The sequence below is a fragment of the Streptomyces sp. NBC_00873 genome (assembly GCF_045207415.1).
Taxonomy (GTDB): Bacteria; Actinomycetota; Actinomycetes; order Streptomycetales; family Streptomycetaceae; genus Streptomyces.
On record NZ_CP108803.1, the window covers coordinates 5,096,197 to 5,118,826 of the forward strand.

General features: G+C 70.1%; 21 protein-coding genes. 11 read left to right on the forward strand and 10 right to left on the reverse strand.

Features of this window, described 5'->3' with window-relative positions; all coding sequences use genetic code 11:
- Positions 1-5 precede the first annotated feature (5 nt).
- Both OH809_RS23480 and OH809_RS23485 read right to left on the reverse strand, forming a co-directional pair.
- Complete coding sequence (locus tag OH809_RS23480; RefSeq protein WP_406425028.1) at positions 6-1,733, reverse strand: threonine/serine exporter ThrE family protein; 1,728 nt, start codon at positions 1,731-1,733, stop codon at positions 6-8.
- A 205-nt stretch (positions 1,734-1,938) separates the two neighbouring features.
- A complete protein-coding gene (locus tag OH809_RS23485; protein WP_037691000.1) occupies positions 1,939-2,433 on the reverse strand; it encodes an inorganic diphosphatase in 495 nt (164 codons plus the stop codon).
- Positions 2,434-2,519: 86 nt separating this feature from the next.
- Between OH809_RS23485 and dacB the strand changes: the two genes are divergently transcribed.
- From dacB to folE, 6 genes are all read left to right on the forward strand, one after another.
- Entirely contained in the window at positions 2,520-4,007 is a 1,488-nt protein-coding gene (dacB, locus tag OH809_RS23490; protein ID WP_406420541.1) for a D-alanyl-D-alanine carboxypeptidase/D-alanyl-D-alanine-endopeptidase, read from the forward strand.
- A gap of 49 nt (positions 4,008-4,056) precedes the next feature.
- Positions 4,057-5,190 (forward strand): zinc-dependent metalloprotease, encoded by a 1,134-nt coding sequence (locus tag OH809_RS23495; RefSeq protein WP_406420540.1) that lies wholly within the window; start codon positions 4,057-4,059, stop codon positions 5,188-5,190.
- Between the two features lie 198 nt (positions 5,191-5,388).
- Entirely contained in the window at positions 5,389-6,471 is a 1,083-nt protein-coding gene (tilS, locus tag OH809_RS23500; RefSeq protein WP_406420539.1) for a tRNA lysidine(34) synthetase TilS, read from the forward strand.
- 99 nt (positions 6,472-6,570) lie between these two features.
- Positions 6,571-7,110 carry a hypoxanthine phosphoribosyltransferase gene (gene hpt, locus OH809_RS23505; protein WP_072487175.1) on the forward strand — a complete coding sequence of 180 codons (540 nt, stop codon included), beginning with the start codon at positions 6,571-6,573 and terminating at the stop codon, positions 7,108-7,110.
- Between the two features lie 214 nt (positions 7,111-7,324).
- Positions 7,325-9,352 (forward strand): ATP-dependent zinc metalloprotease FtsH, encoded by a 2,028-nt coding sequence (gene ftsH, locus OH809_RS23510; RefSeq protein WP_406420538.1) that lies wholly within the window; start codon positions 7,325-7,327, stop codon positions 9,350-9,352.
- 144 nt (positions 9,353-9,496) lie between these two features.
- The gene (gene folE / locus OH809_RS23515; RefSeq protein WP_406420537.1) at positions 9,497-10,102 is read left to right on the forward strand and encodes a GTP cyclohydrolase I FolE; all 606 of its coding nucleotides are present in this window, start codon (positions 9,497-9,499) and stop codon (positions 10,100-10,102) included.
- A gap of 122 nt (positions 10,103-10,224) precedes the next feature.
- Here the strand turns inward: folE and OH809_RS23520 are convergent, their stop codons facing one another.
- The 6 genes from OH809_RS23520 to OH809_RS23545 form a co-directional block, all read right to left on the reverse strand.
- On the reverse strand, positions 10,225-10,707 hold the full coding sequence (locus OH809_RS23520) for a DUF3180 domain-containing protein (protein WP_366689382.1): 483 nt from the start codon (positions 10,705-10,707) through the stop codon (positions 10,225-10,227).
- Between the two features lie 98 nt (positions 10,708-10,805).
- A complete protein-coding gene (gene folK, locus OH809_RS23525; RefSeq protein WP_406420536.1) occupies positions 10,806-11,417 on the reverse strand; it encodes a 2-amino-4-hydroxy-6-hydroxymethyldihydropteridine diphosphokinase in 612 nt (203 codons plus the stop codon).
- Entirely contained in the window at positions 11,414-11,773 is a 360-nt protein-coding gene (gene folB, locus OH809_RS23530) for a dihydroneopterin aldolase (RefSeq protein ID WP_266984344.1), read from the reverse strand. Before folB ends, folK begins: the two co-directional genes overlap by 4 nt.
- Positions 11,774-11,990: 217 nt before the next feature.
- The gene (locus OH809_RS23535) at positions 11,991-12,470 is read right to left on the reverse strand and encodes a nuclear transport factor 2 family protein (protein WP_406515499.1); all 480 of its coding nucleotides are present in this window, start codon (positions 12,468-12,470) and stop codon (positions 11,991-11,993) included.
- Positions 12,467-13,264, reverse strand: a complete 798-nt coding sequence (gene folP, locus OH809_RS23540; RefSeq protein ID WP_406425025.1) for a dihydropteroate synthase — start codon at positions 13,262-13,264, stop codon at positions 12,467-12,469. The genes OH809_RS23535 and folP overlap by 4 nt, the downstream gene beginning before the upstream one ends.
- A gap of 93 nt (positions 13,265-13,357) precedes the next feature.
- Positions 13,358-15,199 (reverse strand): phosphatidylglycerol lysyltransferase domain-containing protein, encoded by a 1,842-nt coding sequence (locus OH809_RS23545; RefSeq protein ID WP_406420534.1) that lies wholly within the window; start codon positions 15,197-15,199, stop codon positions 13,358-13,360.
- Positions 15,200-15,339: 140 nt separating this feature from the next.
- On the opposite strand from OH809_RS23545, the gene OH809_RS23550 reads away from it, so the two are divergent.
- Complete coding sequence (locus tag OH809_RS23550; RefSeq protein ID WP_406420533.1) at positions 15,340-16,461, forward strand: alpha/beta hydrolase; 1,122 nt, start codon at positions 15,340-15,342, stop codon at positions 16,459-16,461.
- Positions 16,462-16,506: 45 nt separating this feature from the next.
- On the opposite strand, the gene OH809_RS23555 is transcribed toward OH809_RS23550, so the two are convergent.
- Positions 16,507-17,685, reverse strand: a complete 1,179-nt coding sequence (locus tag OH809_RS23555) for a betaine/proline/choline family ABC transporter ATP-binding protein (RefSeq protein WP_406420532.1) — start codon at positions 17,683-17,685, stop codon at positions 16,507-16,509.
- Positions 17,686-17,815: 130 nt separating this feature from the next.
- Here OH809_RS23555 and OH809_RS23560 point away from each other — a divergent pair, with 130 nt between their 5' ends.
- From OH809_RS23560 to OH809_RS23575, 4 genes are all read left to right on the forward strand, one after another.
- On the forward strand, positions 17,816-18,529 hold the full coding sequence (locus OH809_RS23560) for an ABC transporter permease (RefSeq protein WP_406420531.1): 714 nt from the start codon (positions 17,816-17,818) through the stop codon (positions 18,527-18,529).
- A gap of 3 nt (positions 18,530-18,532) precedes the next feature.
- Complete coding sequence (locus OH809_RS23565) at positions 18,533-19,207, forward strand: ABC transporter permease (protein ID WP_406420530.1); 675 nt, start codon at positions 18,533-18,535, stop codon at positions 19,205-19,207.
- A gap of 60 nt (positions 19,208-19,267) precedes the next feature.
- On the forward strand, positions 19,268-20,245 hold the full coding sequence (locus OH809_RS23570; protein WP_406420529.1) for an ABC transporter substrate-binding protein: 978 nt from the start codon (positions 19,268-19,270) through the stop codon (positions 20,243-20,245).
- 106 nt (positions 20,246-20,351) lie between these two features.
- The gene (locus OH809_RS23575) at positions 20,352-21,344 is read left to right on the forward strand and encodes a hypothetical protein (protein ID WP_406420528.1); all 993 of its coding nucleotides are present in this window, start codon (positions 20,352-20,354) and stop codon (positions 21,342-21,344) included.
- Between the two features lie 30 nt (positions 21,345-21,374).
- Here the strand turns inward: OH809_RS23575 and OH809_RS23580 are convergent, their stop codons facing one another.
- Entirely contained in the window at positions 21,375-22,517 is a 1,143-nt protein-coding gene (locus OH809_RS23580) for an NADH-quinone oxidoreductase subunit D (protein ID WP_266984362.1), read from the reverse strand.
- Between the last annotated feature and the right edge of the window lie 113 nt (positions 22,518-22,630).

A 22,630-nucleotide genomic window follows, 5' to 3' on the forward strand; every position in this document is an offset into this window, starting at 1 on the left:
CCGGGTCAGAAGCCGCGCGTCCGCTTGGCCGCGCGGCGGTTCGCCCCGCCGACGGCTCCGGGCACCCGCATGAACAGCCGGGAGATCTCGCTTCCCAGATTCACCCCGATCGCGATGGCCAGCGCCGTCGCCACCGCGGTCGACAGGGAGGCGAGCCCGGCGTTCACATTGCCCTGTGCCATGCCCAGCAGACCGAAGTACGTGGCCGAGCCGGGCAGCAGCGGGCCGATCGCCGCCGTGATGAACGGCAGCGACGACGTGTACCGGTAGCGCGAGAGCAGCTGCCCGAACAGGCCCACCAGACCGGCCGCCGTCGCTGTCGCCGCCACCGGCGAGATGTTGCCGGTCCTGGCCATCGCTCCGTAGATCACCCAGGCCACGGCGCCGTTGAGGGTCACCGCAAGCACCGTGGACCGCTCCTGCTGGAGCAGGATCGCGAAGGCGAAACAGAGCGCCATCGATGCCAGGATCTGCACCACGGGACGGTCGTGGGCGATGAACCTGGCTTCGGGGTTCAGCTGGGCGCCCAGCTGAACCCCGAGATACAGGACCAGCAGCACACCGACGACGATGCCGATGAACAAGTACATGACTTCGAGCAGACGGGCGGCGGCGGTGATGTAGAAGCCGGTCAGCCCGTCCTGCACACCGGCCACCAGGGCCCGCCCCGGCAGCAGCGCGAACAGACCACCGGTGATGACGGCGGACGGCCGGATGTCCGTCGAGTGGGTGAGGGTCAGCGCGACCCCCATCGCGGCCGGGGGCATCGCCGCCACCACGAACTGGTAGAACTCCGGCAGCCCGCGCCCGGCGCAGAGCCAGGCGAACCGGTCGCCGAGCATCGCGCCGATCGCCGCCACCACGAAGACCAGTGCGTTGCCGCCGACCAGCACCGATGCCGCACCCGCCAGCCCGCCACCGGCCAGTGTCAGCACCCAGCCGGGGTACGGATGCCGGTTGCGGCGGATCTCGGCGAGCCGCCGGTACGCCTCCTCCAGGGAGACCTCGACGTCCTCGTGAGTGATGTCGTCGATGAGCCGGAAGACGGCCGCCAGCCGGGTGTAGTCGGTGCCGCGGCGGCGTACGGTACGGCTCGCCGTCACCGGGTCGTCGACCAGCGACGGCTGGTGCGAGATCGACAGCAGGGTGAAGGTGACCGTCGGCTCGCACCGGTCGAGACCGTACGAGCGGGTCACCGCGAACATCGCGGCCTCGACGTCCTCCGCGCCCTCACCGCCCGCGAGCAGCAACTCCCCGATACGCAGCGTCAGGTCGAGCACGCGCGGCACCGCGGGTCCCGTGTCGTCGGGCTTCTGCGCCGACTCGGGCGCCGGCCGCTCGGCGACCGGCATCCGCAGCATCGTGCGCATCCGGTCCTGCCAAGGAGCTTCCTTGGTCAGCCGGATCATCGGGATGCCGTGCGCGGGAGTGAAGGCGGGCGGCGACTGGCTGGCGCTGTAGGTGCTCGGCGGGGCGAAGGCCGAACCGATCGTGTCCGAACCCGAGCCCGAGCCGGAACCCGGTCCGGAGCCGGAAGCGGAACCCGATCCCGGGCCGGATCCGGACCCCTGCGGTTCGGTCGTCAGACCGGCCGGGAGGGCGAACTCCGAGGTGGGGTGGTCGTCCTCGGGCGGCGCTGCTGGGCGCCCGACCCCGGCCGGCGGGACAAAGGCGCTGCGCGCCTCGTCGGACTGGGGCTTCTGATCCTCGGGACCGCCCGGTTCCGCCACCACTGGACCTCGCTCGTTCTTGGCTGCGCGTCTTGGGTTGCGCTCCTGCCCCAGTATGGGCACGGACATGGGCGCACATGCCAAACGGGCGGCACACCGGTGAGGGGTGTGCCGCCCGTTCCTTGCGCCGAACTCTTTACGGAACCGCAGCGGGAACCGTAAGCGGAACCGGGATCACGCCTGTGCGGCGGTCACGGACACCGCAGTGTCAGTGCTTGCCGCCCTGCGCCTCGAGGCGCTTGTAGGAGGCCTCGATCTCGGCCTCGGCCTCGGCGCGGCCGACCCAGTCGGCACCCTCGACGGACTTGCCGGGCTCCAGGTCCTTGTAGACCTCGAAGAAGTGCTGGATCTCCAGGCGGTCGAACTCCGACACGTGGTGGATGTCGCGCAGGTGCTCCACCCGCGGGTCGGAGGCCGGGACGCACAGCAGCTTGTCGTCGCCGCCGGCCTCGTCCGTCATGCGGAACATGCCGATGGCGCGGCACTTGATGAGGCAGCCGGGGAAGGTCGGCTCGTCCAGGATGACCAGCGCGTCCAGCGGGTCGCCGTCCTCGCCGAGGGTGTTCTCGACGAAGCCGTAGTCCGCCGGGTAGCTGGTCGAGGTGAAGAGTCGACGGTCCAGGCGGATCCGACCGGTCTCGTGGTCCACCTCGTACTTGTTCCGCGAACCCTTCGGGATCTCGATGGTGACGTCGAACTCCACGGGTGGCTCCTCCATGATCAACACATACGACTGGTGATTAAGTGTCCCCCACGGAGATGTGTGCTCGCGAAAGGGGCTGGTCAACGGTGGCCGAGCCGGTGAAAAGACCGTCGATCAACCCGTTGAACGCGTTGCGCAGGCCGACCGTGGCGGGCTGCCTGAACAAGGTGAACGGATGGAGCAACTGGCAGTTCACGGCAGGCTCCGCCGTCCTCGGCCTGGCGCTCGCAGCCGGCGCCGTCCTCGCCGCCGGTCCCTGGGACTCGGGTCAGCGTAAGGCCGAGCAGCAGTGGGCAGCCGCCCGGGACCGCACAGGTGGCGCACATCACGAACCCGCCGCGCCCGCCGCGCCGGCCCCCGCCCCCAGCGCCCCGGCCGTCCTCGCGGCCCTCGGCGCCCGGGTCGACAAGGCCGCCCCGGACGGAGCGGCGGCCGCGCTCCGCACCACCCTCGACAAGCTGCTGGACTCCTCCGCGCTCGGCACCGTCCGTACCGCCGTCGTCATCGACACGGCCACCGGCAAGCGGCTGTACGGGAAGGGTGCCGACACCGCGATGACTCCCGCCTCCACCGTCAAGATCGCCACTGCCGTCGCCGCACTCTCCGCCCTCGGCCCGGACCATCGCATCGCCACGACCGTCCAGGCATCCGAGGACTCCCGCACCCTCACCCTCGTGGGCGGCGGCGACCCCACCCTCGACAAGGCGGCGCTGCGCGAACTGGCCGCCGGCACCGTACGAGCCCTGCGCGACCGCGGCGTCGACTCCGTCCGGCTCCGGTACGACACCTCCCGGTACTCCGGCCCCGCCCTGCACCCGATCGGCCCCAACGAGAACATCGCCCCGGTCAGCGCCCTGATGCTGGACGAGGGGCGGCTCGACCGGACGGACAGCGGGCCCGCCCCGCGCAGCGGCGACCCGGCCGGCGCCGCCGCCCGCACCTTCGCCGGACTCCTGAACGACGCCGGTATCGGCACCGGGTCCGCCCCCGCGCGGGGCCGCGCCGCTGCCGCGTCCCGGCCGGTCGCCAAGCATCTCTCGGCCCCGCTGTCCGCCCTGGTCGAACGGGCACTGACCAACAGCGACAACGACATCGCCGAGGCGCTGGCCCGGCAGACCGCCCTGGCCGCCGGCGAACCGGCCGACTTCGACGGCGGCCGACGGGCCGTCACCGCCCGGCTGAAGGAGCTGCACCTGCCGATGGCCGGCGCGAACTTCGCCGACGGCAGCGGACTGAACCGCAAGGACAAGGTCACCGCCGGGCTGCTGGCGGGCCTCCTCGCCCGCGCCGCCGAACCCGGCCGCCCCGAGCTGCGCCCGGTCCTGACCGGCCTTCCGGTGGCCGGTTTCACCGGCACGCTCAGCAAGCGGTACACCTCGACCTCGCGCGGCACCGGACTGATCCGCGCCAAGACCGGCACCCTCACCGGGGTGAACACCCTCGCCGGGACGGTCGTGGACGCACGGGGCCGGCTGCTCGCCTTCGCCTTCCTGGCGTCCGGCACGACGGCACCGTCCGAGGCCCAGTCCGCCCTCGACGCCCTCGCCACGAGCCTCGCCGTCCGTACCCGATGAGCCGGTCAACAGCACACCGCGGACGGGCCCGAGCACGTACGGTTGACGCATGACGAGCATCGGTGGTGCCGAGATGGTCGACTGGAATCTCGCGGTCGCGACCGCGACCCGGCTCGTGCGGCCGGGACCCGACATCAGCCGCGAGGAGGCCCGCGAGGTCGTCGCGGAGCTCCGCAGGCATGCCAAGGCGTCGGAGGAGCACGTCCGTTCCTTCACCCGGATGATCCCGGAGGGGGCCGAACCGGAGGACACCCCGGTCCTGGTCGTCGACCGGGCCGGCTGGATCAGGGCGAACGTCGCGGGCTTCCGCGAACTGCTCCGCCCGCTCCTGGCAAAAATGGAGAACCGGCGCTCCGGCAGCCCCGGCGGAGCCGTGCTCGGCGCGGTCGGCTCCAAGGTGACCGGCGTCGAGCTGGGCATGCTGCTGTCGTTCCTGGCCTCCCGGGTCCTCGGACAGTACGAGGCGTTCGCCCCCGCGAGCCGTGAGCTCCCGGCCTCCCTCAGTGGCGGCGGCAGACTGCTGCTCGTCGCCCCGAACGTCGTCCACGTCGAGCGCGAACTCGACGTCGACCCGCACGACTTCCGGCTCTGGGTCGCGCTGCACGAGGAGACCCACCGCACCCAGTTCACCGGTGTCCCCTGGCTCCGCGACCATCTGCAGGGCGAAATCCAGTCGTTCCTCGACGAGACCGACGTCGACCCGATGACCGTGCTGGAACGGCTCCGCGAGGCCGCCCAGTCGCTCGCCGGCAGCACGCCCGAGGGCGAGGAGGGCGAGGACGGCGGCCGCAGCCTCGTCGAGATCGTCCAGACGCCCGCCCAGCGCGAGATCCTCGGCCGGCTCACCGCCGTGATGTCCCTGCTCGAAGGACACGCCGACTACGTGATGGACGGTGTCGGCCCCGAGGTCGTTTCCTCCGTCGGAGAGATCCGGGAGAAGTTCCAGCAGCGCCGGGCGCGCGGCGCCAGCCGCCTCGACCAGGCGTTGCGCAAGCTCCTCGGCCTCGATGCCAAACTGCGCCAGTACCGGGACGGCGAGCGGTTCGTGCGCGCCGTCGTCGACGAGGTCGGTATGGACGGCTTCAACCGGGTCTGGACCTCCCCGAACACGCTCCCCACCAAGGCCGAGATCGCCAAACCGGTGGACTGGATCGCGAGGGTGCACCGTAAGGCAGAGTCGTGATCATGAGGCGGCCGACGGGGGAAGCCGGAAGAAGTACGCCCCGGTAATCACCCATCCGAGGGACCGTAGGGGCATGGGAAGGCGTGCAATGCTCGATGAACGGCTTGGCTCTGTCACCATCGACGCACTCTGGGTGACGGCACTCTTCCCGTCCCGACGCTCCGAGGCACCCCCGAAACTTCACGAAGGGCACCGGACATGGGTCCCCATCCTGCGGTCGCGGCGATACGCCTGGCGGTCCGCCGCGTACTCCACGACGTACTGAACGAACGCACCGAACGCACCGAACGCACCGAACGCACCCCGCGCCCCGAGCTCGCCGAAGCCGGCCCGGGCAGGCGGCGCCCCGCGCTCCCCGAACGCCCCGACGCCCCGCTGGTGCTGGTGGCCTGCTCCGGCGGCGCCGACTCCATGGCGCTCGCCTCCGCCCTCGCCTTCGAGGCCCGCAAACTCGCCGTCCGGGCCGGCGGCATCACCGTCGACCACAACCTCCAGGACGGGTCCGACGTCCGCGCCGCCGAGGTCGTCGCCCGCCTCGCCGCCATGGACCTCGACCCGGTGGAGGCCGTCGCCGTGCACGTCGGCCGCGACGGCGGACCCGAGGCGGCCGCCCGCGACGCCCGCTACGCAGCCCTGGACGCCGCGGCCGAGCGCCACGGCGCCGCCGCCGTCCTGCTCGGCCACACCCGTGACGACCAGGCGGAGACCGTCCTGCTCGGCCTCGCCCGCGGCTCCGGCATCCGCTCGCTCTCCGGCATGGCCGCCGCCTCCGGCCCGGCCGGCCGCTACCGCCGCCCCTTCCTGCAGCTCGACCGGCAGACCGCCCGCAAGGCGTGCCTGGTCCAGTCCCTGCCCGTCTGGGACGACCCGCACAACGTCGACCCCGCCTACACCCGCTCCCGGCTGCGCCACGAGGGCCTGCCCGCCCTGGAGAAGGCCCTCGGCAAAGGCGTCGTCGAGGCCCTGGCCCGTACCGCGCAGCTCTCCCGCGACGACGCCGACGCCCTGGACACCTGGGCCGCCGAGGCCGACACCGCCGTACGGGACGACGCCGGGCAGCTGGACTGCGCCAAGCTGTACGCGCTGCCCCCCGCCGTGCGCCGTCGGGTGCTGCGCCGGGCGGCCATGGAAGCAGGCGCTCCGGCCGGTTCCCTCTTCGCCCGCCACATCGAGGAAGTCGACCGTCTGATCACCGGCTGGCGCGGCCAGCAGGCCATCAACCTGCCCGGCCGCGTCGAAGCCCGGCGCCAGGGTGGCAGACTGGTGATTCGGCAGAGCTGAAGCACAAGCGGCTGACATGCAGGCGAGCGGCCGCGCACGGCCGGGGCACACCCCGGACCGGGGCAGGCGAAGAAAGAGACGTGGGTGAACGAGAAGGACATGGGCACCGACCTTCAGTCGGTGCTCCTCACCAAGGAAGAGATCGACGCGAAGCTCGTCGAGCTGGCCGCGAAGATCGACGCGGAGTACGCGGGCAAGGACCTGCTCATCGTCGGCGTCCTCAAGGGCGCCGTGATGGTGATGGCGGACCTGGCGCGCGCGCTGTCCACCCCCGTCACGATGGACTGGATGGCCGTCTCCTCGTACGGAGCGGGCACCCAGTCCTCCGGTGTCGTCCGGATCCTCAAGGACCTGGACACCGACATCAAGGGCAAGCACGTCCTGATCGTCGAGGACATCATCGACTCGGGCCTGACCCTGTCCTGGCTGATGTCGAACCTGGGCTCGCGTGAACCCGCCAGCCTGGAGATCTGCACCCTGCTGCGCAAGCCGGATGCGGCGAAGGTCGCGCTCGACTGCAAGTGGGTCGGGTTCGACATCCCCAACGAGTTCGTCGTCGGCTACGGGCTGGACTACGCGGAGAAGTACCGCAACCTGCCCTTCGTCGGCACGCTCGCCCCGCACGTCTACGGCGGCTGAACACGCCGCAGCCCTCCTCCGGTCCGCACCCGACCCGGGTGCACCCCCGGGAACCCATGACGGGTTCCCGCCGTTGGAGCCTTTGAAGGCCGGTTTGACAGACGGCCCAGGCGGTCGTAGGCGACAATGCTGGGGTACCGTCCGAAGAACAGTCTTTTCTCACAGCAGCATTTACCTACGGGCAGGAGGGACGGGGCGACTTCGCTCCGTATGGATGGACGTGAAGCGATACTTCCGTGGGCCGGTCATGTGGATCGTGCTGGCCGTCCTCGCCGTGGTCGTGTTGATGCAGGTCGTCGGCTCGTCGGGCGGCTACAAGACGGTGGACACCGGCAAGGTGATCCAGGCGATCAGCAAGAACCAGGTGGAGCAGGCCAAGCTGACCACCGGCGACGAACAAATCCTCAAGATTGAGCTGAAGGACGGCCAGAAACTTTCGGGCGAGTCCGGCAGCAAGTTCCAGGCGAGCTACATCGGTGACCAGGGTGTCCAGCTCGCCGACACGCTGCAGAAGAAGTTCGAGAGCGGTGACATCGAGAAGGGTTACACCGTCTCGCCGTCGAAGCAGTCCCCGTTCCTCTCGATCCTTCTCTCGCTGCTGCCCTTCGTCCTGATCGTGGTCGTCTTCCTGTTCCTGATGAATCAGATGCAGGGCGGCGGCTCCAAGGTCATGCAGTTCGGCAAGTCCAAGGCCAAGCTGATCACCAAGGACACCCCGAAGACGACCTTCGCCGATGTGGCGGGGTCCGACGAGGCCGTCGAGGAACTCCACGAGATCAAGGAGTTCCTCCAGGAGCCGGCGAAGTTCCAGGCCGTCGGCGCGAAGATCCCCAAGGGCGTCCTGCTGTACGGGCCTCCCGGTACGGGCAAGACGCTGCTCGCACGCGCCGTCGCGGGCGAGGCGGGCGTCCCGTTCTACTCGATCTCCGGTTCCGACTTCGTCGAGATGTTCGTCGGTGTCGGTGCCTCCCGGGTCCGTGACCTGTTCGAGCAGGCCAAGGCGAACGCCCCGGCGATCGTCTTCGTCGACGAGATCGACGCCGTCGGCCGGCACCGCGGTGCGGGTCTCGGCGGTGGTCACGACGAGCGTGAGCAGACCCTGAACCAGCTGCTCGTCGAGATGGACGGCTTCGACGTGAAGGGCGGCGTCATCCTGATCGCCGCCACGAACCGGCCGGACATCCTCGACCCGGCGCTGCTGCGCCCGGGCCGCTTCGACCGGCAGATCGCGGTCGACCGGCCGGACATGCAGGGCCGTCTCGAAATCCTCAAGGTGCACCAGAAGGGCAAGCCGGTCGCCCCGGACGTCGATCTCGGCGCCGTGGCCCGTCGTACGCCCGGTTTCACCGGTGCCGACCTGTCGAACGTGCTGAACGAAGCGGCGCTCCTCACGGCGCGCAGCAACAAGAAGCTGGTCGACAACGAGATGCTGGACGAGGCGATCGACCGCGTCGTGGCGGGCCCGCAGAAGCGGACCCGGATCATGTCCGACAAGGAGAAGAAGATCACCGCGTACCACGAGGGCGGACACGCCCTGGTCGCGGCGGCTTCCCCCAATTCGGACCCGGTGCACAAGATCACGATCCTCTCCCGCGGCCGTGCCCTCGGTTACACGATGGTGCTGCCGGAGGAGGACAAGTACTCCACGACGCGCAACGAGATGCTCGACCAGCTGGCCTACATGCTGGGCGGGCGCGCGGCCGAGGAGCTGGTCTTCCACGACCCGACCACCGGCGCTGCGAACGACATCGAGAAGGCCAGTGCCACGGCCCGCGCGATGGTCACGCAGTACGGCATGACGGAGCGGCTCGGCGCGATCAAGTTCGGCGGCGACAACACCGAACCCTTCCTGGGCCGGGAGATGGGCCACCAGCGCGACTACTCGGAAGAGGTCGCGGCGCTCGTCGACGAAGAGGTCAAGAAGCTCATCGAGACCGCCCACAACGAGGCGTGGGAGATCCTCGTCGAGAACCGCGACGTTCTCGACAACCTGGTTCTCCAGCTGCTGGAGAAGGAGACCCTCGGCAAGGAGCAGATCGCCGAGATCTTCTCCGGAATCGTGAAGCGTCCGGCCCGCCCGGCGTGGACCGGCTCCGCACGGCGTACGCCATCGACGCGGCCGCCGGTGCTCTCGCCGAAGGAGCTCGCCCTCACCAACGGGGTCACCACGGCCAACGGGTCGACCCCGGCGGACACCGCCGCGGCCACCGAGGCGATCCCTGAGGACCGTCCCGAGAGCTAGTGCGGACCCCGGTGTGGCCCCTGTCACGGGGGTCCACCGACCCGGAATGGATGCCGCGCCCCCCAGGTTTTAGCCTGAGGGGCGCGGCATTTTGTATGTCTGCGCGATGTCCGCGCAGGTGACGGCTGAAGGAACGAGGCACAGATGACCGACCCGGTGACGCTGGACGGCCAGGGTTCGATCGGTGAGTTCGACGAGAAGCGGGCCGAGGCAGCGGTGCGCGAGCTTCTCCTCGCCGTCGGGGAGGACCCGGACCGGGAGGGGCTGCGTGAGACGCCGGGACGGGTGGCGCGGGCGTACAAGGAGATATTCGCGGGTCTGAACCAGCAGCCCGAGGATGTCCTGACGACCACGTTCGACCTCGGCCACGACGAGATGGTGCTGGTCAAGGACATCGAGGTGTTCTCGACCTGCGAGCACCACCTGGTGCCGTTCCGTGGGGTCGCGCATGTCGGGTACATCCCGGCGACCACCGGCAAGATCACCGGCCTGTCGAAGCTGGCCCGGCTGGTCGACGTCTACGCCCGGCGCCCGCAGGTCCAGGAGCGGCTGACCACGCAGATCGCCGACTCACTGATGAGGATCCTGGAGCCGCGCGGAGCCATCGTCGTCGTCGAGTGCGAGCACATGTGCATGTCGATGCGCGGCATCCGCAAGCCCGGGGCGAAGACGCTGACCTCGGCGGTACGCGGCCAGCTCCGTGACCCCGCGACGCGCGCCGAGGCGATGAGCCTGATCATGGCCCGCTGAGGGCCGGAGGCGGTGCCGGTGGCCGGGCGGGGGCGGAGCGGCAGGGGCTGTCGGGCTACCTTCGATCGGGAGGCGGTCGTGCCAGGGCACGACCGCCCGATCAGAGGTATCCCGGCATCCTCTCAGGCCGAGGCGGCGCTCTTGTCGTCGTCCTTGTCCTCCGGGAGCTTGCAGACGCGCTCAAGGAACAAGGCGGCGGCGACCACCCCGATCCCGGCCAGCACCGCGAAACCGGCGTAGATCGCCTGGTCGCGGCGGGCCGGGATGTCGAGCGAGCCGAGCAGGAAGACCCCGGTGCCGCCGTACAGGCCGGCGACCAGCGACACGACGAGGGCGCTGGCCTGGCCGAAGACCACGGCGCGGGCGGCCATCAGCGGCTCGACACCCTTCGCGCCCGGGCGGCGCTCCCGCTGCGCGCGCAGCCGGGAGCGGATGGAGAGCGCCGTCGCGAGCAGGATGACGGCGATCACCGCGAGCACGATGGGCGCGGCGATCGGCACGCTCGGCAGGGTCGCGAGGGAGTCCCAGAGGCGGGCACCGCCCCAGGACAGCACGCCGGCCGCGGCGAAGAGTCCGGCCAGTACCCCGAGCCGTAGTTGCTTCACCGAGAAAGCCGCCCTTCGCCGCCGACCGACCGGGCCGTCCGCCCGCCTGTCCGGCTGTCTGTTCTGTGTCCTGTGCTGACCTGCCCTGAGCCTAACGACTACTCGGGCAGACGGAGTTCCAGATCGGCCCGGGGGCGTACGCCGTCGCGGCCGATCGTGCCGAGCAGCTCCGCCACCGGGCCGTGGCCGGGCAGCTGCGCCTCGGGGGCGACGTCGTACCACGGGGCGAGCACGAAGGCCCGCTCGTGGGCCCGGGGGTGGGGAAGAGTCAGCGCCGGGTCGTCGGAGACCACATCCGCGTACGCCACGATGTCCACGTCGATGGTGCGCGGGCCCCAGCGCTCCTCGCGGACGCGGTCGAAGGCCTCCTCGATGGCCTGGCCGCGCTCCAGGAGGGAGGACGGGGGCAGCGTCGTCTTCACGACGATCACCGCGTTGAAGTACGACGGCTGGGAGCCGGGGGCGACACCCCACGGCTCCGTCTCGTACACCGGGGACACCGCCTTGACCCGGAGGCCGGGGGTGTCCTCCAGGGCGTCGATGGCGCCCTGCAGGGTCTCCAGGCGGTTGCCCAGGTTGGAGCCGAGCGAGATCACGGCCGGTTTGGGGTTGGAGAGGGTGATGTCCGCCGCGTCGACCTGCTCGACCACGGAGGCGGGCACCGGCTGTACGGTCGGGTCGCTCTGCCCCTCGGTAGAAAATGCTGTCATGCTCGGCTCCGGGTGATGGTGATGGTCACGTCGTCGAACGGGACGGTGATCGGCGCATCCGGCTTGTGCACGACGACCTCGACCTCCTCGACGCCTTCGTGTCCCAGGCACTTCTGGGCGATGCGCTCCGCGAGCGTCTCGATCAGATCGACCGGCTCTCCCTGCACGATGTCGACGACCTCCTCGGCGACCACGCCGTAGTGCACAGTCTTGGTCAGGTCGTCCGCGGCTGCCGCGGGGCGGGTGTCGAGGCCGAGAACCAGGTCGACGATGAAGGTCTGGCCCTCTTCCCGTTCCCGGGGAAAGACGCCATGGTTCCCACGGGCCTTGAGGCCGCGCAGCGCGACACGATCCACGCGAATCACTCCTGCTGTCGTTGGTCGTAGAGACACGGGGCCGCGTGCGGACGGCAAGGTGCCCTGTTTCGAATCTACCTGCGAGCGCGGACAGTGCTCGCCCGCGGGGGCTATGGACGGACCGCGCGGGGCTGGTAAGCGCGTCCCCTACCCCGCAGCCCGGAGTCCAATCCCCTCGGGGGGCGCATCCGCACCGGACCGCGCCCCCGCAGGGGGGTCAGGAGGGCGACTCGTCCTCGTCCGCGTCCTCGTCCTCGTCCTCGGTCAGCACCGGGGACCCGTGATGGGACCAGAGCTTCCAGCCGTTCTCGGTGCGGCGGAACACATTGGTGGCGACGACGAGTTGGCCGACCAGCGGCCCGAGCTCGCCGCCGTCCTCCGCGGGACCGCCGCTGAGGATGTTCTCGGTGCAGGTGACCAGGGCCGTGTCCCCGGTCATCGAGACCCCGACATCGGTCAGGAAGAACTGGATGTACTCGGTGTTCGCCATGATCAGGGCGTAACTGCGCAGTACCTCGCTGCGTCCGCTGAGCACCGGCCAGCCGGGGTGGACGCAGGAGACCGTGAGGTTCTCGCCGGGCAGCCAGAGCCCGGAGAGCTCGTCCAGGTCGCCGCGTTCCATCGCCTCGTAGAAGGCGGTGTTGGCCTGTTCGACCGCCGCGATGTCGGCCGCCACCTGTTCCTGGTCGTCGCTCACGCGGCTCCCTCGACGGCGCGGGCGACCCGGACGGCGTCGGCGGTCGCCCGGACCTCGTGGACCCGGACCGCCCAGGCGCCCGCCTGGGCGGAGAGGGCGGAGATCGCGGCAGTGGCCGCGTCGCGTTCCCGGGCGGGCGGCGGTGCGGCGCCCTCACCGGCCAGCACATGGCCGAGGAACCGCTTGCGGGAGGCGGCGACCAGCAGGGGGCGGCCCAGCGCGCGCAGCTCGTCGAGGTGGGCGACGAGGGAGAGATCGTGGTCGGCGTCCTTGGCGAAGCCCAGGCCGGGATCGACCACGATCCGTTCGGGGGCGACACCGCCCGCGACCACCGCGTCCATCCGCGTCCGCAGCTCCGCGACGACCTCGGCGACGACGTCCTCGTACACCGCACGGCTGTTCATCGACTCGCTGAAGCCCCGCCAGTGCATGACCACGAACGGCGCTCCGGCGGCGGCGACGACCGGGATCATGTCCGGGTCGGCGAGCCCGCCGCTCACATCGTTGACCAGCGCCGCGCCTGCGGCGACGGACTGTTCGGCGACCCGGGCCCGCATGGTGTCCACGGAGACCGTGATGCCTTCCTGGGCCAGCCCCCGGACGACCGGGATCACGCGCCGCAGCTCCTCGGCCTCGTCCACCCGGCTGGCGCCGGGACGGGTCGACTCGCCGCCGACATCGACCAGATCGGCGCCTGCGGCGACCAGGTCGAGGCCGTGCTTGATCGCAGCCGTGGTGTCGAACCAGCGGCCTCCGTCGGAGAAGGAGTCGGGGGTCACATTGACGACACCCATGACCGCACATCGGTCCCACTCCGGCAGGCCCTGGACCGTGCCTCGTCCACGCAACGTACTCATGCGACCAGCGTAGGCCCGTACGGAGCGGTGTTACGCCGCGCTGGCACCGTGCTCCGATTCGGGACCCGGTGCGTGGGCGCAGGGCCGGGGCCGGGAGGCCGGGAATCGGCGGGCGAACGGACGGGGCAGCCCGACGTTGACGAAGCCCTCGGCCTGCATCGCGGCGAACGAGATCCGGGGCAGGTCGCGGCTGGTGCGGTAGACGACGAAGCGGGGCTCCCAGCGGGGCCGGAACTTGGCGTTGAACTTGTAGAGCGACTCGATCTGGAACCAGTGCGACAGGAAGATCAGAAGCCCGCGCCAGCCCCGCAGCACCGGGCCCGCGCCCAGTTTCTCGCCGCGGGCGAGCGCCGAGCGGAACATCGCGAAGTTCAGCGAGACACGCTCGATGCCGAGCCGGGGCGCGTCGTGCAGGGAGGCGACGATCAGCAGCTCGTTCATCCCGGGGTCGGCGGCGCGGTCGCGGCGCATGAGATCCAGGGACATGCCGTCCGTGCCCCACGGGACGAAGTGGAGCACGGCCTTCAGATCGCCGTACGGGGAGTCGGCGGTGTGCTCGTCGGCCTTGTGGGCGGTGGCGATGATGCAGTCGCTGTCGGTCGGGTCGCCGATCCGGCCGAGCGCCATGGAGAAGCCGCGCTCGGTATCGGTGCCGCGCCAGTCGGCGGCGGCCCGCCGGATGCGGTCGAGCTCGGCCTCGCCTATGTCGCGGACCCGCCGGACGCGGGTCTCGTAACCGTTCCGCTCAATGCGCTTCACCATCTGGCGCACGTTGCGCATCGCGCGCCCGGCGAGCGAGAAATCCGCGACATCCACCACCGCCTCGTCGCCGAGCTCCAGCGCGTCGAGCCCGGTCTCGCGGGTCCAGACCTCGCCGCCCGTCTCACTGCAGCCCATCACCGCGGGGGTCCAGGAGTGCGCCTTGGCCTCGTCCATGAAGCGTTCGATGGCGCCCGGCCAGGCCTCCACGTCGCCGATCGGGTCGCCGCTGGCCAGCATCACCCCGGACACCACGCGGTAGCAGACGGCGGCCTTGCCGCTGGGGGAGAAGACGACGCCCTTGTCGCGACGGAGCGCGAAGTGGCCGAGCGAGTCGCGGCCGCCGTGCTTGTCGAGGAGGGCCCGCAGCCGGACCTCGTCCTCCTCGGTGAGCCGGGCGGCCGGATGTTCGGGGCGGAACGCGAGGTAGATGGTGGTGACGGCGGTCAGCAGACCGAGTGCGCCGAGCGAGTAGGCCACGGTCCAGGAGGTCACTCCGGCGTACTCGACGGGGCCCTCGAAGCCGACCAGCCCGTACAGGACGTGCTGGAGACGGTCGGCGATGGAGGGGTTGCCGACGACGCGGCCGGGGTGAACGGAGACGATGATCAGCCCCAGGCCGAGCGAACCCGCTCCGAGGAGGACGAAGTTGGCCAGCGCCTTCCACCGGCTGCGCGGGTCGGGGAGCGCGGCGAATTCGCTCCGGTGCCGGACCAGCAGACAGCAGAGCGTGAGGGAGACGAGGGCGCCGAGGATGGAGTGCCGGTGGACGAACTGCGCTGCCGCGCCTGCCGGCAGCAGGACCACGGCGGCGCGCCAGGCCCGCCGTTTGTGCCGCTTGAGGCCGTGGGCGAGGAGCAGCAGCAGGACGCCTGCGCTCAGCGACAGCGCGGCGGCGAAGGGGCCGAGGGCTCCTGGAAGGACTTCGGCGAGCGTGTGTATCCGGCTGTGCCGGAAGCGCGGGAACACCCCTGCGGCGACATCGATCAGACCGACGAGGGTGCAGGAGGCGCCGACGAGCGCCGGTACGGATTCGGGGCGCGGTCCGCGTACGAACTTGCGTACAGCTTTCGGAACCGATCCCGATTTATCCCCATCTAGCGTGATAGACATCGCTTCCCGTGGCTCCGCGAGAGATTTTTGAGTCCGTCGGCCGAAGCGTTTCGGACGATGTGCGACCTCTAGGACGAGGCTTCCGGGCGGTGGGTTCACCCACATCCCGGAAAATTCCTGACAAGAAAGCTCACCCGACTATGGGGCTCACCAGCAAGACGGTTCTGACCCTGGCCATTGCGCTGGCCGTCATTCTGTTCGCTGCCACGGTCTTGATCTGGCCGAGACTGGCCCGCCGCAGTACGTCCGCGGTGTTCGGCCGGGTCGGCCTCCTGCTGGCGACCCAGGTGATGGTCTTCACCTCGGCCGGCCTGATGGCCAACAACTCCTTCCAGTTCTACGGTTCCTGGGCCGATCTCCTCGGCGGGCAGCAGGACCTGGGCGTGGTCACGGACAGGGCGGCCGGGACCCTGGCGTCGAAGAACATCGTCCGGGTCGGGATACAGCAGCCGAATGTCCCCGGTGGTTCGCGCCCCACGACGGGCGGCCGGATCGACAAGGTCGTCATCGCGGGGCGGCGGTCGAAGATCGAGAGTTCGGCGTACGTGTATCTGCCGCCGGAGTACTTCCAGCCGGAGTACGCCAACCGGAAGTTCCCCGCGGTCGTCGTCCTCACGGGCTATCCGGGCACCGCGGAGAACCTTCTGAAGGGCCTTGCGTACCCACGCACCGCACTCGACCGGGTGAAAGCCGGACGGGCACAGCCGATGATCCTGGTGATGCTGAGGCCCACGGTCGCGCCGCCTCGGGACACCGAGTGCGTGGACATAGCGGGCGGGCCGCAGACCGAGACGTTCTTCGCGAAGGATCTGCCCCAGGCGATCTCGGACTCGTACCGGATCGGGAAGCGGGCGCGGAACTGGGGCATCATCGGCGACTCGACCGGTGGGTACTGCGCGCTGAAGATCGGTCTGCACCACCCGGACAGGTTCGCGGCGAGCGCCGGTCTGTCCGCGTACTACAAGGCGGCCGAGGACCCGACGACCGGTGATCTCTTCCACGGGAACAGGGCGGAGCGAGCGCGCGCGAACCTGCTGTGGAGCCTGGACCATCTGCCCCAGCCCGACTCGTCGTTCCTGGTGACGACGTCACGGCGGGGCGAGGGGGACTACCGCAGTACGCGGAGGTTCATGGCGAAGGTGAAGGCGCCCGCCCAGGTCTCCTCGATCGTGCTGGACAGCGGCGGGCACAACTTCAACACCTGGCGGAGGGAGATCCCTTCGGCGCTGGAGTGGATGAGCAGCCGGCTGAGCGAGAACTGACCGGGTGCGGCAGGCTCGTGGAGATGCCGGGCGCGCGCCCCCGGTTCAGAGCGAGCCTGCCCGGGCCACCGTCTCCACATTCACGTCGGCGCGCGGCAGGTCCTGGGCGTCCGCGTCGATCGAGCGGCGCAGCGCCTCATGGAGGCGGCCGGGAGTGAGCACCCCGAGGAACCGGCCGGTGCTCTCCTTGTCGATGACCGCGATCCAGCCCGCGTCGTGCTGCAGCATCGTGGCGAATGCCTGCTTGAGCGGGGCGCCGACGGGGAGCCACGCCTCCATGCGGCGGGCGTGTTCGCGGACCGTGCCCTTGGCCTCGGTGAGGGCGGTGCCGGCCGGGATCCAGCCGTGCAGATGGTCGTCGGCGTCCAGGACGACGGCCCAGCGCGCACCCTCGGCACGCAGCCGCTCGGTCGCCCGGGAGAGCGGGTCGTCCAGATGGACGACGGGCGGCTGGTCGAGATCGCTCTCCTCGATGGGGGTCACGGAGAGCCGCTTGAGGCCGCGGTCGGCGCCGACGAAGTCCGCGACGTACGGGGTGGCGGGGGCACCGAGCACGGTCGCGGGGGAGTCGAACTGCTCGATGGAGCCCTGCCCGTAGACGGCGATGCGGTCGCCGAGCCGGACGGCTTCCTCGATGTCGTGCGTGACGAACAACACGGTTTTCCGGACCTGGGCCTGGAGATTGAGGAATTCGTTCTGCAGCCGTTCACGGACCACCGGGTCGACCGCACCGAAAGGCTCGTCCATCAGCAGTACCGGCGGATCCGCGGCCAGCGCCCTTGCCACTCCCACGCGCTGGCGCTGGCCACCGGAGAGCTGGTCCGGATATCGGTCACCATAAACGGAAGGATCGAGTCCGACGAGGTCGAGGAGTTCGGCGGCGCGCTTGCGGCCCTTTCCCCGCTGCCAGCCCAGGAGATGAGGAACCGTCGCGGTGTTCTCCAGCACCGTCCTGTGCGGAAACAGCCCGACCTGCTGGATCACATAGCCGATACGGCGGCGGAGCCGCACGGGGTCGATGGCGGATATGTCGTCACCGTCGAGGAATATCCGGCCCTCGGTCGGTTCGATCAGCCGGTTCACCATTTTCATGGTGGTGGTCTTGCCGCAGCCGGACGGCCCTACGAGCGTGACCAGTTCACCCTCGGCCACTTCGAAGGAAAGGTCGTCGACTGCGGTCGTGCCGTCGGCGTACCGCTTGGTGACGTGCTCGAAACGGATCATGGTTCCCCATTGTGGCGCGTGTTCTGTGAAGGACATGTTGCTGGAACACAACGGCCTCGGCGATTGTCAGTAGTCGGGGATAGGGTCGCCAGACATCAGTACGGACCGGCGAACGGGAGGTGGGGGACGGATGGCCGGACAGAACTGCCTGGTGACGAACGACTGGATCTGCGGTGAGTATCTCCGTTCCCGTAGCCAGGAGTTGACCGATGCGACCGTTCAGCACATCTGGCTCACCGCTGTCTCGGTGGTGATCGGACTCCTGGTGGCATTTCCGCTGGCGCTGCTCGCGCGCCGCAGCCGGCGTATCGCGGGACCCGTGCTCGGACTGACGACGGTGCTCTACACCGTGCCGTCGCTGGCGATGTTCTCGCTGCTGCTGCCGCTGTTCGGGCTCTCGGCCGCGCTGGTCGTCACCGGTCTTGTGCTGTATTCGCTGACCATTCTCGTACGGAACATCCTGGCCGGGCTCGAAGCCGTGCCGCAGGAGGCGAAGGACGCCGCGAAGGGCATGGGATACGGGCCGGGCCGGCTCCTGTGGGAGGTCGAACTCCCGCTCGCCCTGCCCGCGGTGATGGCCGGGGTCCGGATCGCCACCGTCTCCACCATCGCGCTGACCACGGTCGGCTCGATCGTCGGCAGAGGCGGCCTCGGCAACCTCATCGAGGACGCCCTGCCGAGCTTCTTCAAGGCGCAGGTGCTCACCGCTTCGGTGCTCTGCGTGCTGCTCGCGGTGGTCGCGGACCTGCTGCTGCTGGGGGTGCAACGGCTGCTGACGCCCTGGACCCGCATACGCACGACGCGCGACGCCGTGGGTGCGGTCGCCAAGGTGAAGGCGGTCTGACCCATGGGAGTACTCGGCGAGGCCTGGACCTGGCTGACCACCGGCGCCAACTGGTCGGGGGAGAGCGGGGCGGGGCACCGGCTCGGCGAGCATCTGTACGTCAGCGGGGTGTCACTCGCGCTGGCCTGCGCGATCGCGCTGCCGGTCGCTCTGTATCTGGGGCACATCGGGAAGGGCGGCGCACTGGCCGTGAACCTCTCCAATGTGGGGCGGGCGATCCCGGTCTTCGCGGTGCTGGCCCTGTTCATGGTGTCGCCGCTGCGCAACGCCGGTTATGTGCCGACGATCATCGCGCTGGTCCTGTTCGCCGTGCCGCCGCTGCTGACCAACGCCTATGTCGGGATGACGGAGGTGGACCGGTCGGTGGCCGAGGCGGCGCGTGGCATGGGGATGTCGGGCGGCCAGCTCTTCGTACGGGTCGAGCTCCCGCTCGCCTACCCGCTGATCATGACCGGTCTGCGCTCGGCGGCGGTCCAGGTGATCGCCACGGCGACGATCGCCGCCATGGTCGGTCAGGGCGGGCTCGGCCGCATCATCACCGCCGGCTTCAACACGTACAACACACCGCAGGTGGTTGCCGGCGCGCTGCTCGTCGCCGTGCTCGCCCTGGCGGTGGAGGCCGTGCTGGTGGGGCTGGACCGGGCTCTGTCGCCGCTCCGCCGCCGCCGGACCGCCTGACCCATCCGATTTACCCGATACGACTCGTAATCAGCCCTGTTGCTGTGGACGGAGAACATCATGAGCAAGACCTCGCGCATAGCGGGCGCGGTCATCGGCATGGTCGCACTGGCCGGCTCGCTCGCCGCCTGCGGCGGCGACAGCCTGGAGAAGGACAAGGGCGGCTCCGCCGCCTCCGGTGGCTCGGGGAAGAAGGGCTCGCTCGTCGTCGGCGCCGCGGCCTTCACCGAGTCCAAGGTGCTCGCCGAGCTGTACGCACAGATCCTCGGCGACGCCGGATACAGCACCTCGGTCACCACGGTGAAGAACCGGGAACTGTACGAGCCGTCCCTGGAGAAGGGCGAGATCGACGTCGTACCGGAATACGCCGCGACGATCGCCGAATTCCTCAACGCCAAGGCGAACGGCGCGAAGACGGCCGAGAAGAATCCGGTCGCCTCCGGTGACGCGGCGGCCACCGCCGCCGCGCTGGAGAAGCTCGCCACCCCGCGCGGACTGAAGGTGCTCCCGTACGGCGAAGCGGTCGACCAGAACGCGTTCGCGGTGACCAAGGAGTTCGCCGACAAGAACAAGCTCAAGACCCTTTCGGATCTGGGTGCGTCCAAGCTGAAGGTGAAGATCGCGGCGGGTGACGAGTGCGAGGTGCGGCCCTTCTGCGCACCAGGTCTGAAGAAGACGTACGGCATTGATGTCACCGGTATCGACCCGACGGGAGTCGGCACCCCGCAGTCCAAGCAGGCCGTCAAGGACGGCAAGGACCAGCTGGTCCTCACGACCACCACGGACGCGGTGCTGGACAGCTTCAACCTGGTGTTCCTGGAGGACGACAAGAAGCTCCAGAATGCGGACAACGTCGTTCCGGTTCTCAATGCCAAGGACGCCGGAGCGCAGGACATTGCCGATGCGCTCGGCACGCTCACCAAGACGCTCACCACCGAGGACCTCGCGGAACTGAACCGCAAGGTCGACGCCGAGCGTGCCAAGCCGGCCGATGTGGCCAAGGACTATCTGCAGTCGAAAGGTCTGATCAAGAAGTAGGAAGGGACCACTTCGGGGGCCGCCGGGTAACCCGTCAGGTAACCGCCGGGGAACAGATTGCCGGGCGGCCTCCCAAGCGACCCGCACGCACGGTAAATTTCAGGCCATGCCACGTGGACGTCATCGCCATTCGCCACCTCTGCACAGAATCCTTCCGCCTTCGGTCGTCGCCGGAGCGTCGGTCGTCTGTGCTGCGGGCGCCTGGCTCCTCGCCGAGCCCCTGGTCCTGCGCGGACTGGTCGCCGCCGCTGCGGCCGCCGCCGTCACCGGTGCGTATCTGATGCGCTCCTGGGACCGGCAGGCCGGCCGTCGCGTCGCGGAGCTGATGCGTGCCCGCGCAAGCGACGAATGGAAGACCGAGGAGCGCATCGCGGAGCTCGAGGCCGACCTGGAGGAGTCGCGTGCCCTGCGCGTCCGGCTGGAGACGAAGCTGCGCCGCAAGCGTGTGGAGCTCGCCGGTCTGCGCGGTGAGCACGCCGCACTGCTGCGGCGTTACGCCAACGCCGAGACCGAGCGGGCCAGTGCGCTGGAGGGACGCAGGCAGCTCGCGCTCGAAGCGGCCGCCTCGCCCCGGGAGCTGCCCACCGCCCGCTCCACGCCGACACCGGCCGCGTATGCGCGCGCCGCCCAGGCCCTGCAGGACCTCACCCGCAACGCCGCGCTCCAGGAGGCCCGCCGCACCGCCGAGCAGGCCAGGAAACGCGATCTCGCGGAGCGCGCCCAGGAGGCGGAGGAGCGCAAGGGGAAGCACGCGGCGGCCGATGCCGAGCAGCACCGCCGTCCGTCGGCCGCCCTGCCTCCGGCCCGCCCGTCCACCGCGCTCCCCGCGCCGCGCGCCAGCGCGGTCGTTCCGCACGCCGCGTCCCGCCGTCATCCGGTGTCGCAGGGCAGCTTCGACTTCTTCGGTACGCAGAAGGCGCGCGCCGCGATCGAGTCCGTGCAGAACGAGGACCTCGCGGACGTGGTCGGCGAGGAGGCGCTGGCAGCGCACCGCACGGGGACGGCGCAGAACCGGGCCGTCGGCAAGGTCATCGACCTGACCGCGCACGACGAGACGGAGCAACTGGACGTCGTGGAGCTGCGCAGCGCGATCTCGTAGGCCCTGTTCTGCCGCCGGTCGTCGGCGGAGCTACTTGTCGATGTCGCCGACGACGAAGAACAGCGAGCCCAGGATCGCGACCATGTCGGCGACCAGCGTGCCCGGCAGCAGCTCGGTGAGCGCCTGGATGTTGTTGTACGAGGCGGAGCGGAGCTTCAGCCGGTACGGGGTCTTCTCGCCCTTGGACACCAGGTAGTACCCGTTGATCCCGAGCGGGTTCTCGGTCCAGGCGTAGGTGTGGCCCTCGGGGGCCTTCAGCACCTTGGGCAGCCGCTGGTTGATCGGACCGGGTGCCAGCCCGGCCATCCGGTCCAGGCAGGCGTCCGCCAGGTCCAGCGCGTTGTGGGTCTGCTCCAGCAGGCACTCGAACCGGGCCAGGCAGTCGCCCTCGGTGCGGGTGACGACCTTGAGGGTGTCCTGCAGCTCCCCGTACGCCAGATACGGCTCGTCGCGCCGCAGATCGAAGTCGACCCCGGAGGCGCGGGCGATCGGCCCGGACACCCCGTACGCGTGCACGGTCTCGGCGGACAGCACACCGACACCGCGGGTACGGCCCCGGAAGATCTCGTTGCCGAGCACCAGCCGGTCGTACACGTCCATCCGTGAGCGGACCGACGCGACGGCGTCCCGGGCGCGGCCGAGCCAGCCCGCCGGGAGGTCCTCCTTGAGACCGCCGACCCGGTTGAACATGTAGTGCATCCGGCCGCCGGAGACCTCCTCCATCACGGCCTGGAGCTCCTCGCGTTCCCGGAAGGCGTAGAACACCGGGGTGATGCCGCCCAGTTCGAGCGGGTACGAGCCGAGGAACATCAGGTGGTTCAGCACCCGGTTCAGCTCGGCGAGCAGCGTCCGCGTCCAGACCGCGCGCTCCGGGACCTCCATGCCGAGCATCCGCTCGACAGCCATCACGACGCCCAGCTCGTTGGAGAAGGCCGACAGCCAGTCGTGACGGTTGGCGAGCATCACGATCTGCCGGTAGTCGCGCGCCTCGAAGAGCTTCTCCGCACCGCGGTGCATATAGCCGATGACCGGTTCGGCGTGCTGGATCCGCTCGCCGTTGAGAACGATCCGCAGACGGAGCACGCCATGTGTCGAGGGGTGCTGCGGCCCGATGTTGAGCACCATGTCGGTGCTCTCCGCCGCGCCACCGATGCCGACCGTCGTTTCCGTCATACGGCCAGTATTCCCTGCGCGCGGCACAGCGCGTTCCGGGCCCCGGGGCTTTCCGGCCCGTCCGCCCCGCACCCCGGGCCGCGTTGCCTCCAGGGCGCTGCCGCGGAGCCCGC

Excerpts from the sequence above, each read along its gene's own strand:
- OH809_RS23495 (WP_406420540.1), top strand. The coding sequence starts at position 4,057 with ATGACGAGCATCGGTGGTGCCGAGATGGTCGACTGGAATCTCGCGGTC.
- tilS (WP_406420539.1), top strand. The coding sequence starts at position 5,389 with ATGGGTCCCCATCCTGCGGTCGCGGCGATACGCCTGGCGGTCCGCCGC.
- hpt (WP_072487175.1), top strand. The coding sequence starts at position 6,571 with ATGGGCACCGACCTTCAGTCGGTGCTCCTCACCAAGGAAGAGATCGAC.
- ftsH (WP_406420538.1), top strand. The coding sequence starts at position 7,325 with ATGGACGTGAAGCGATACTTCCGTGGGCCGGTCATGTGGATCGTGCTG.
- folE (WP_406420537.1), top strand. The coding sequence starts at position 9,497 with ATGACCGACCCGGTGACGCTGGACGGCCAGGGTTCGATCGGTGAGTTC.
- folK (WP_406420536.1), bottom strand. The coding sequence starts at position 11,417 with ATGACAGCATTTTCTACCGAGGGGCAGAGCGACCCGACCGTACAGCCG.
- folP (WP_406425025.1), bottom strand. The coding sequence starts at position 13,264 with ATGGGTGTCGTCAATGTGACCCCCGACTCCTTCTCCGACGGAGGCCGC.
- OH809_RS23545 (WP_406420534.1), bottom strand. The coding sequence starts at position 15,199 with ATGTCTATCACGCTAGATGGGGATAAATCGGGATCGGTTCCGAAAGCT.
- OH809_RS23550 (WP_406420533.1), top strand. The coding sequence starts at position 15,340 with ATGGGGCTCACCAGCAAGACGGTTCTGACCCTGGCCATTGCGCTGGCC.
- OH809_RS23555 (WP_406420532.1), bottom strand. The coding sequence starts at position 17,685 with ATGATCCGTTTCGAGCACGTCACCAAGCGGTACGCCGACGGCACGACC.
- OH809_RS23560 (WP_406420531.1), top strand. The coding sequence starts at position 17,816 with ATGGCCGGACAGAACTGCCTGGTGACGAACGACTGGATCTGCGGTGAG.
- OH809_RS23565 (WP_406420530.1), top strand. The coding sequence starts at position 18,533 with ATGGGAGTACTCGGCGAGGCCTGGACCTGGCTGACCACCGGCGCCAAC.
- OH809_RS23570 (WP_406420529.1), top strand. The coding sequence starts at position 19,268 with ATGAGCAAGACCTCGCGCATAGCGGGCGCGGTCATCGGCATGGTCGCA.
- OH809_RS23575 (WP_406420528.1), top strand. The coding sequence starts at position 20,352 with ATGCCACGTGGACGTCATCGCCATTCGCCACCTCTGCACAGAATCCTT.
- OH809_RS23580 (WP_266984362.1), bottom strand. The coding sequence starts at position 22,517 with ATGACGGAAACGACGGTCGGCATCGGTGGCGCGGCGGAGAGCACCGAC.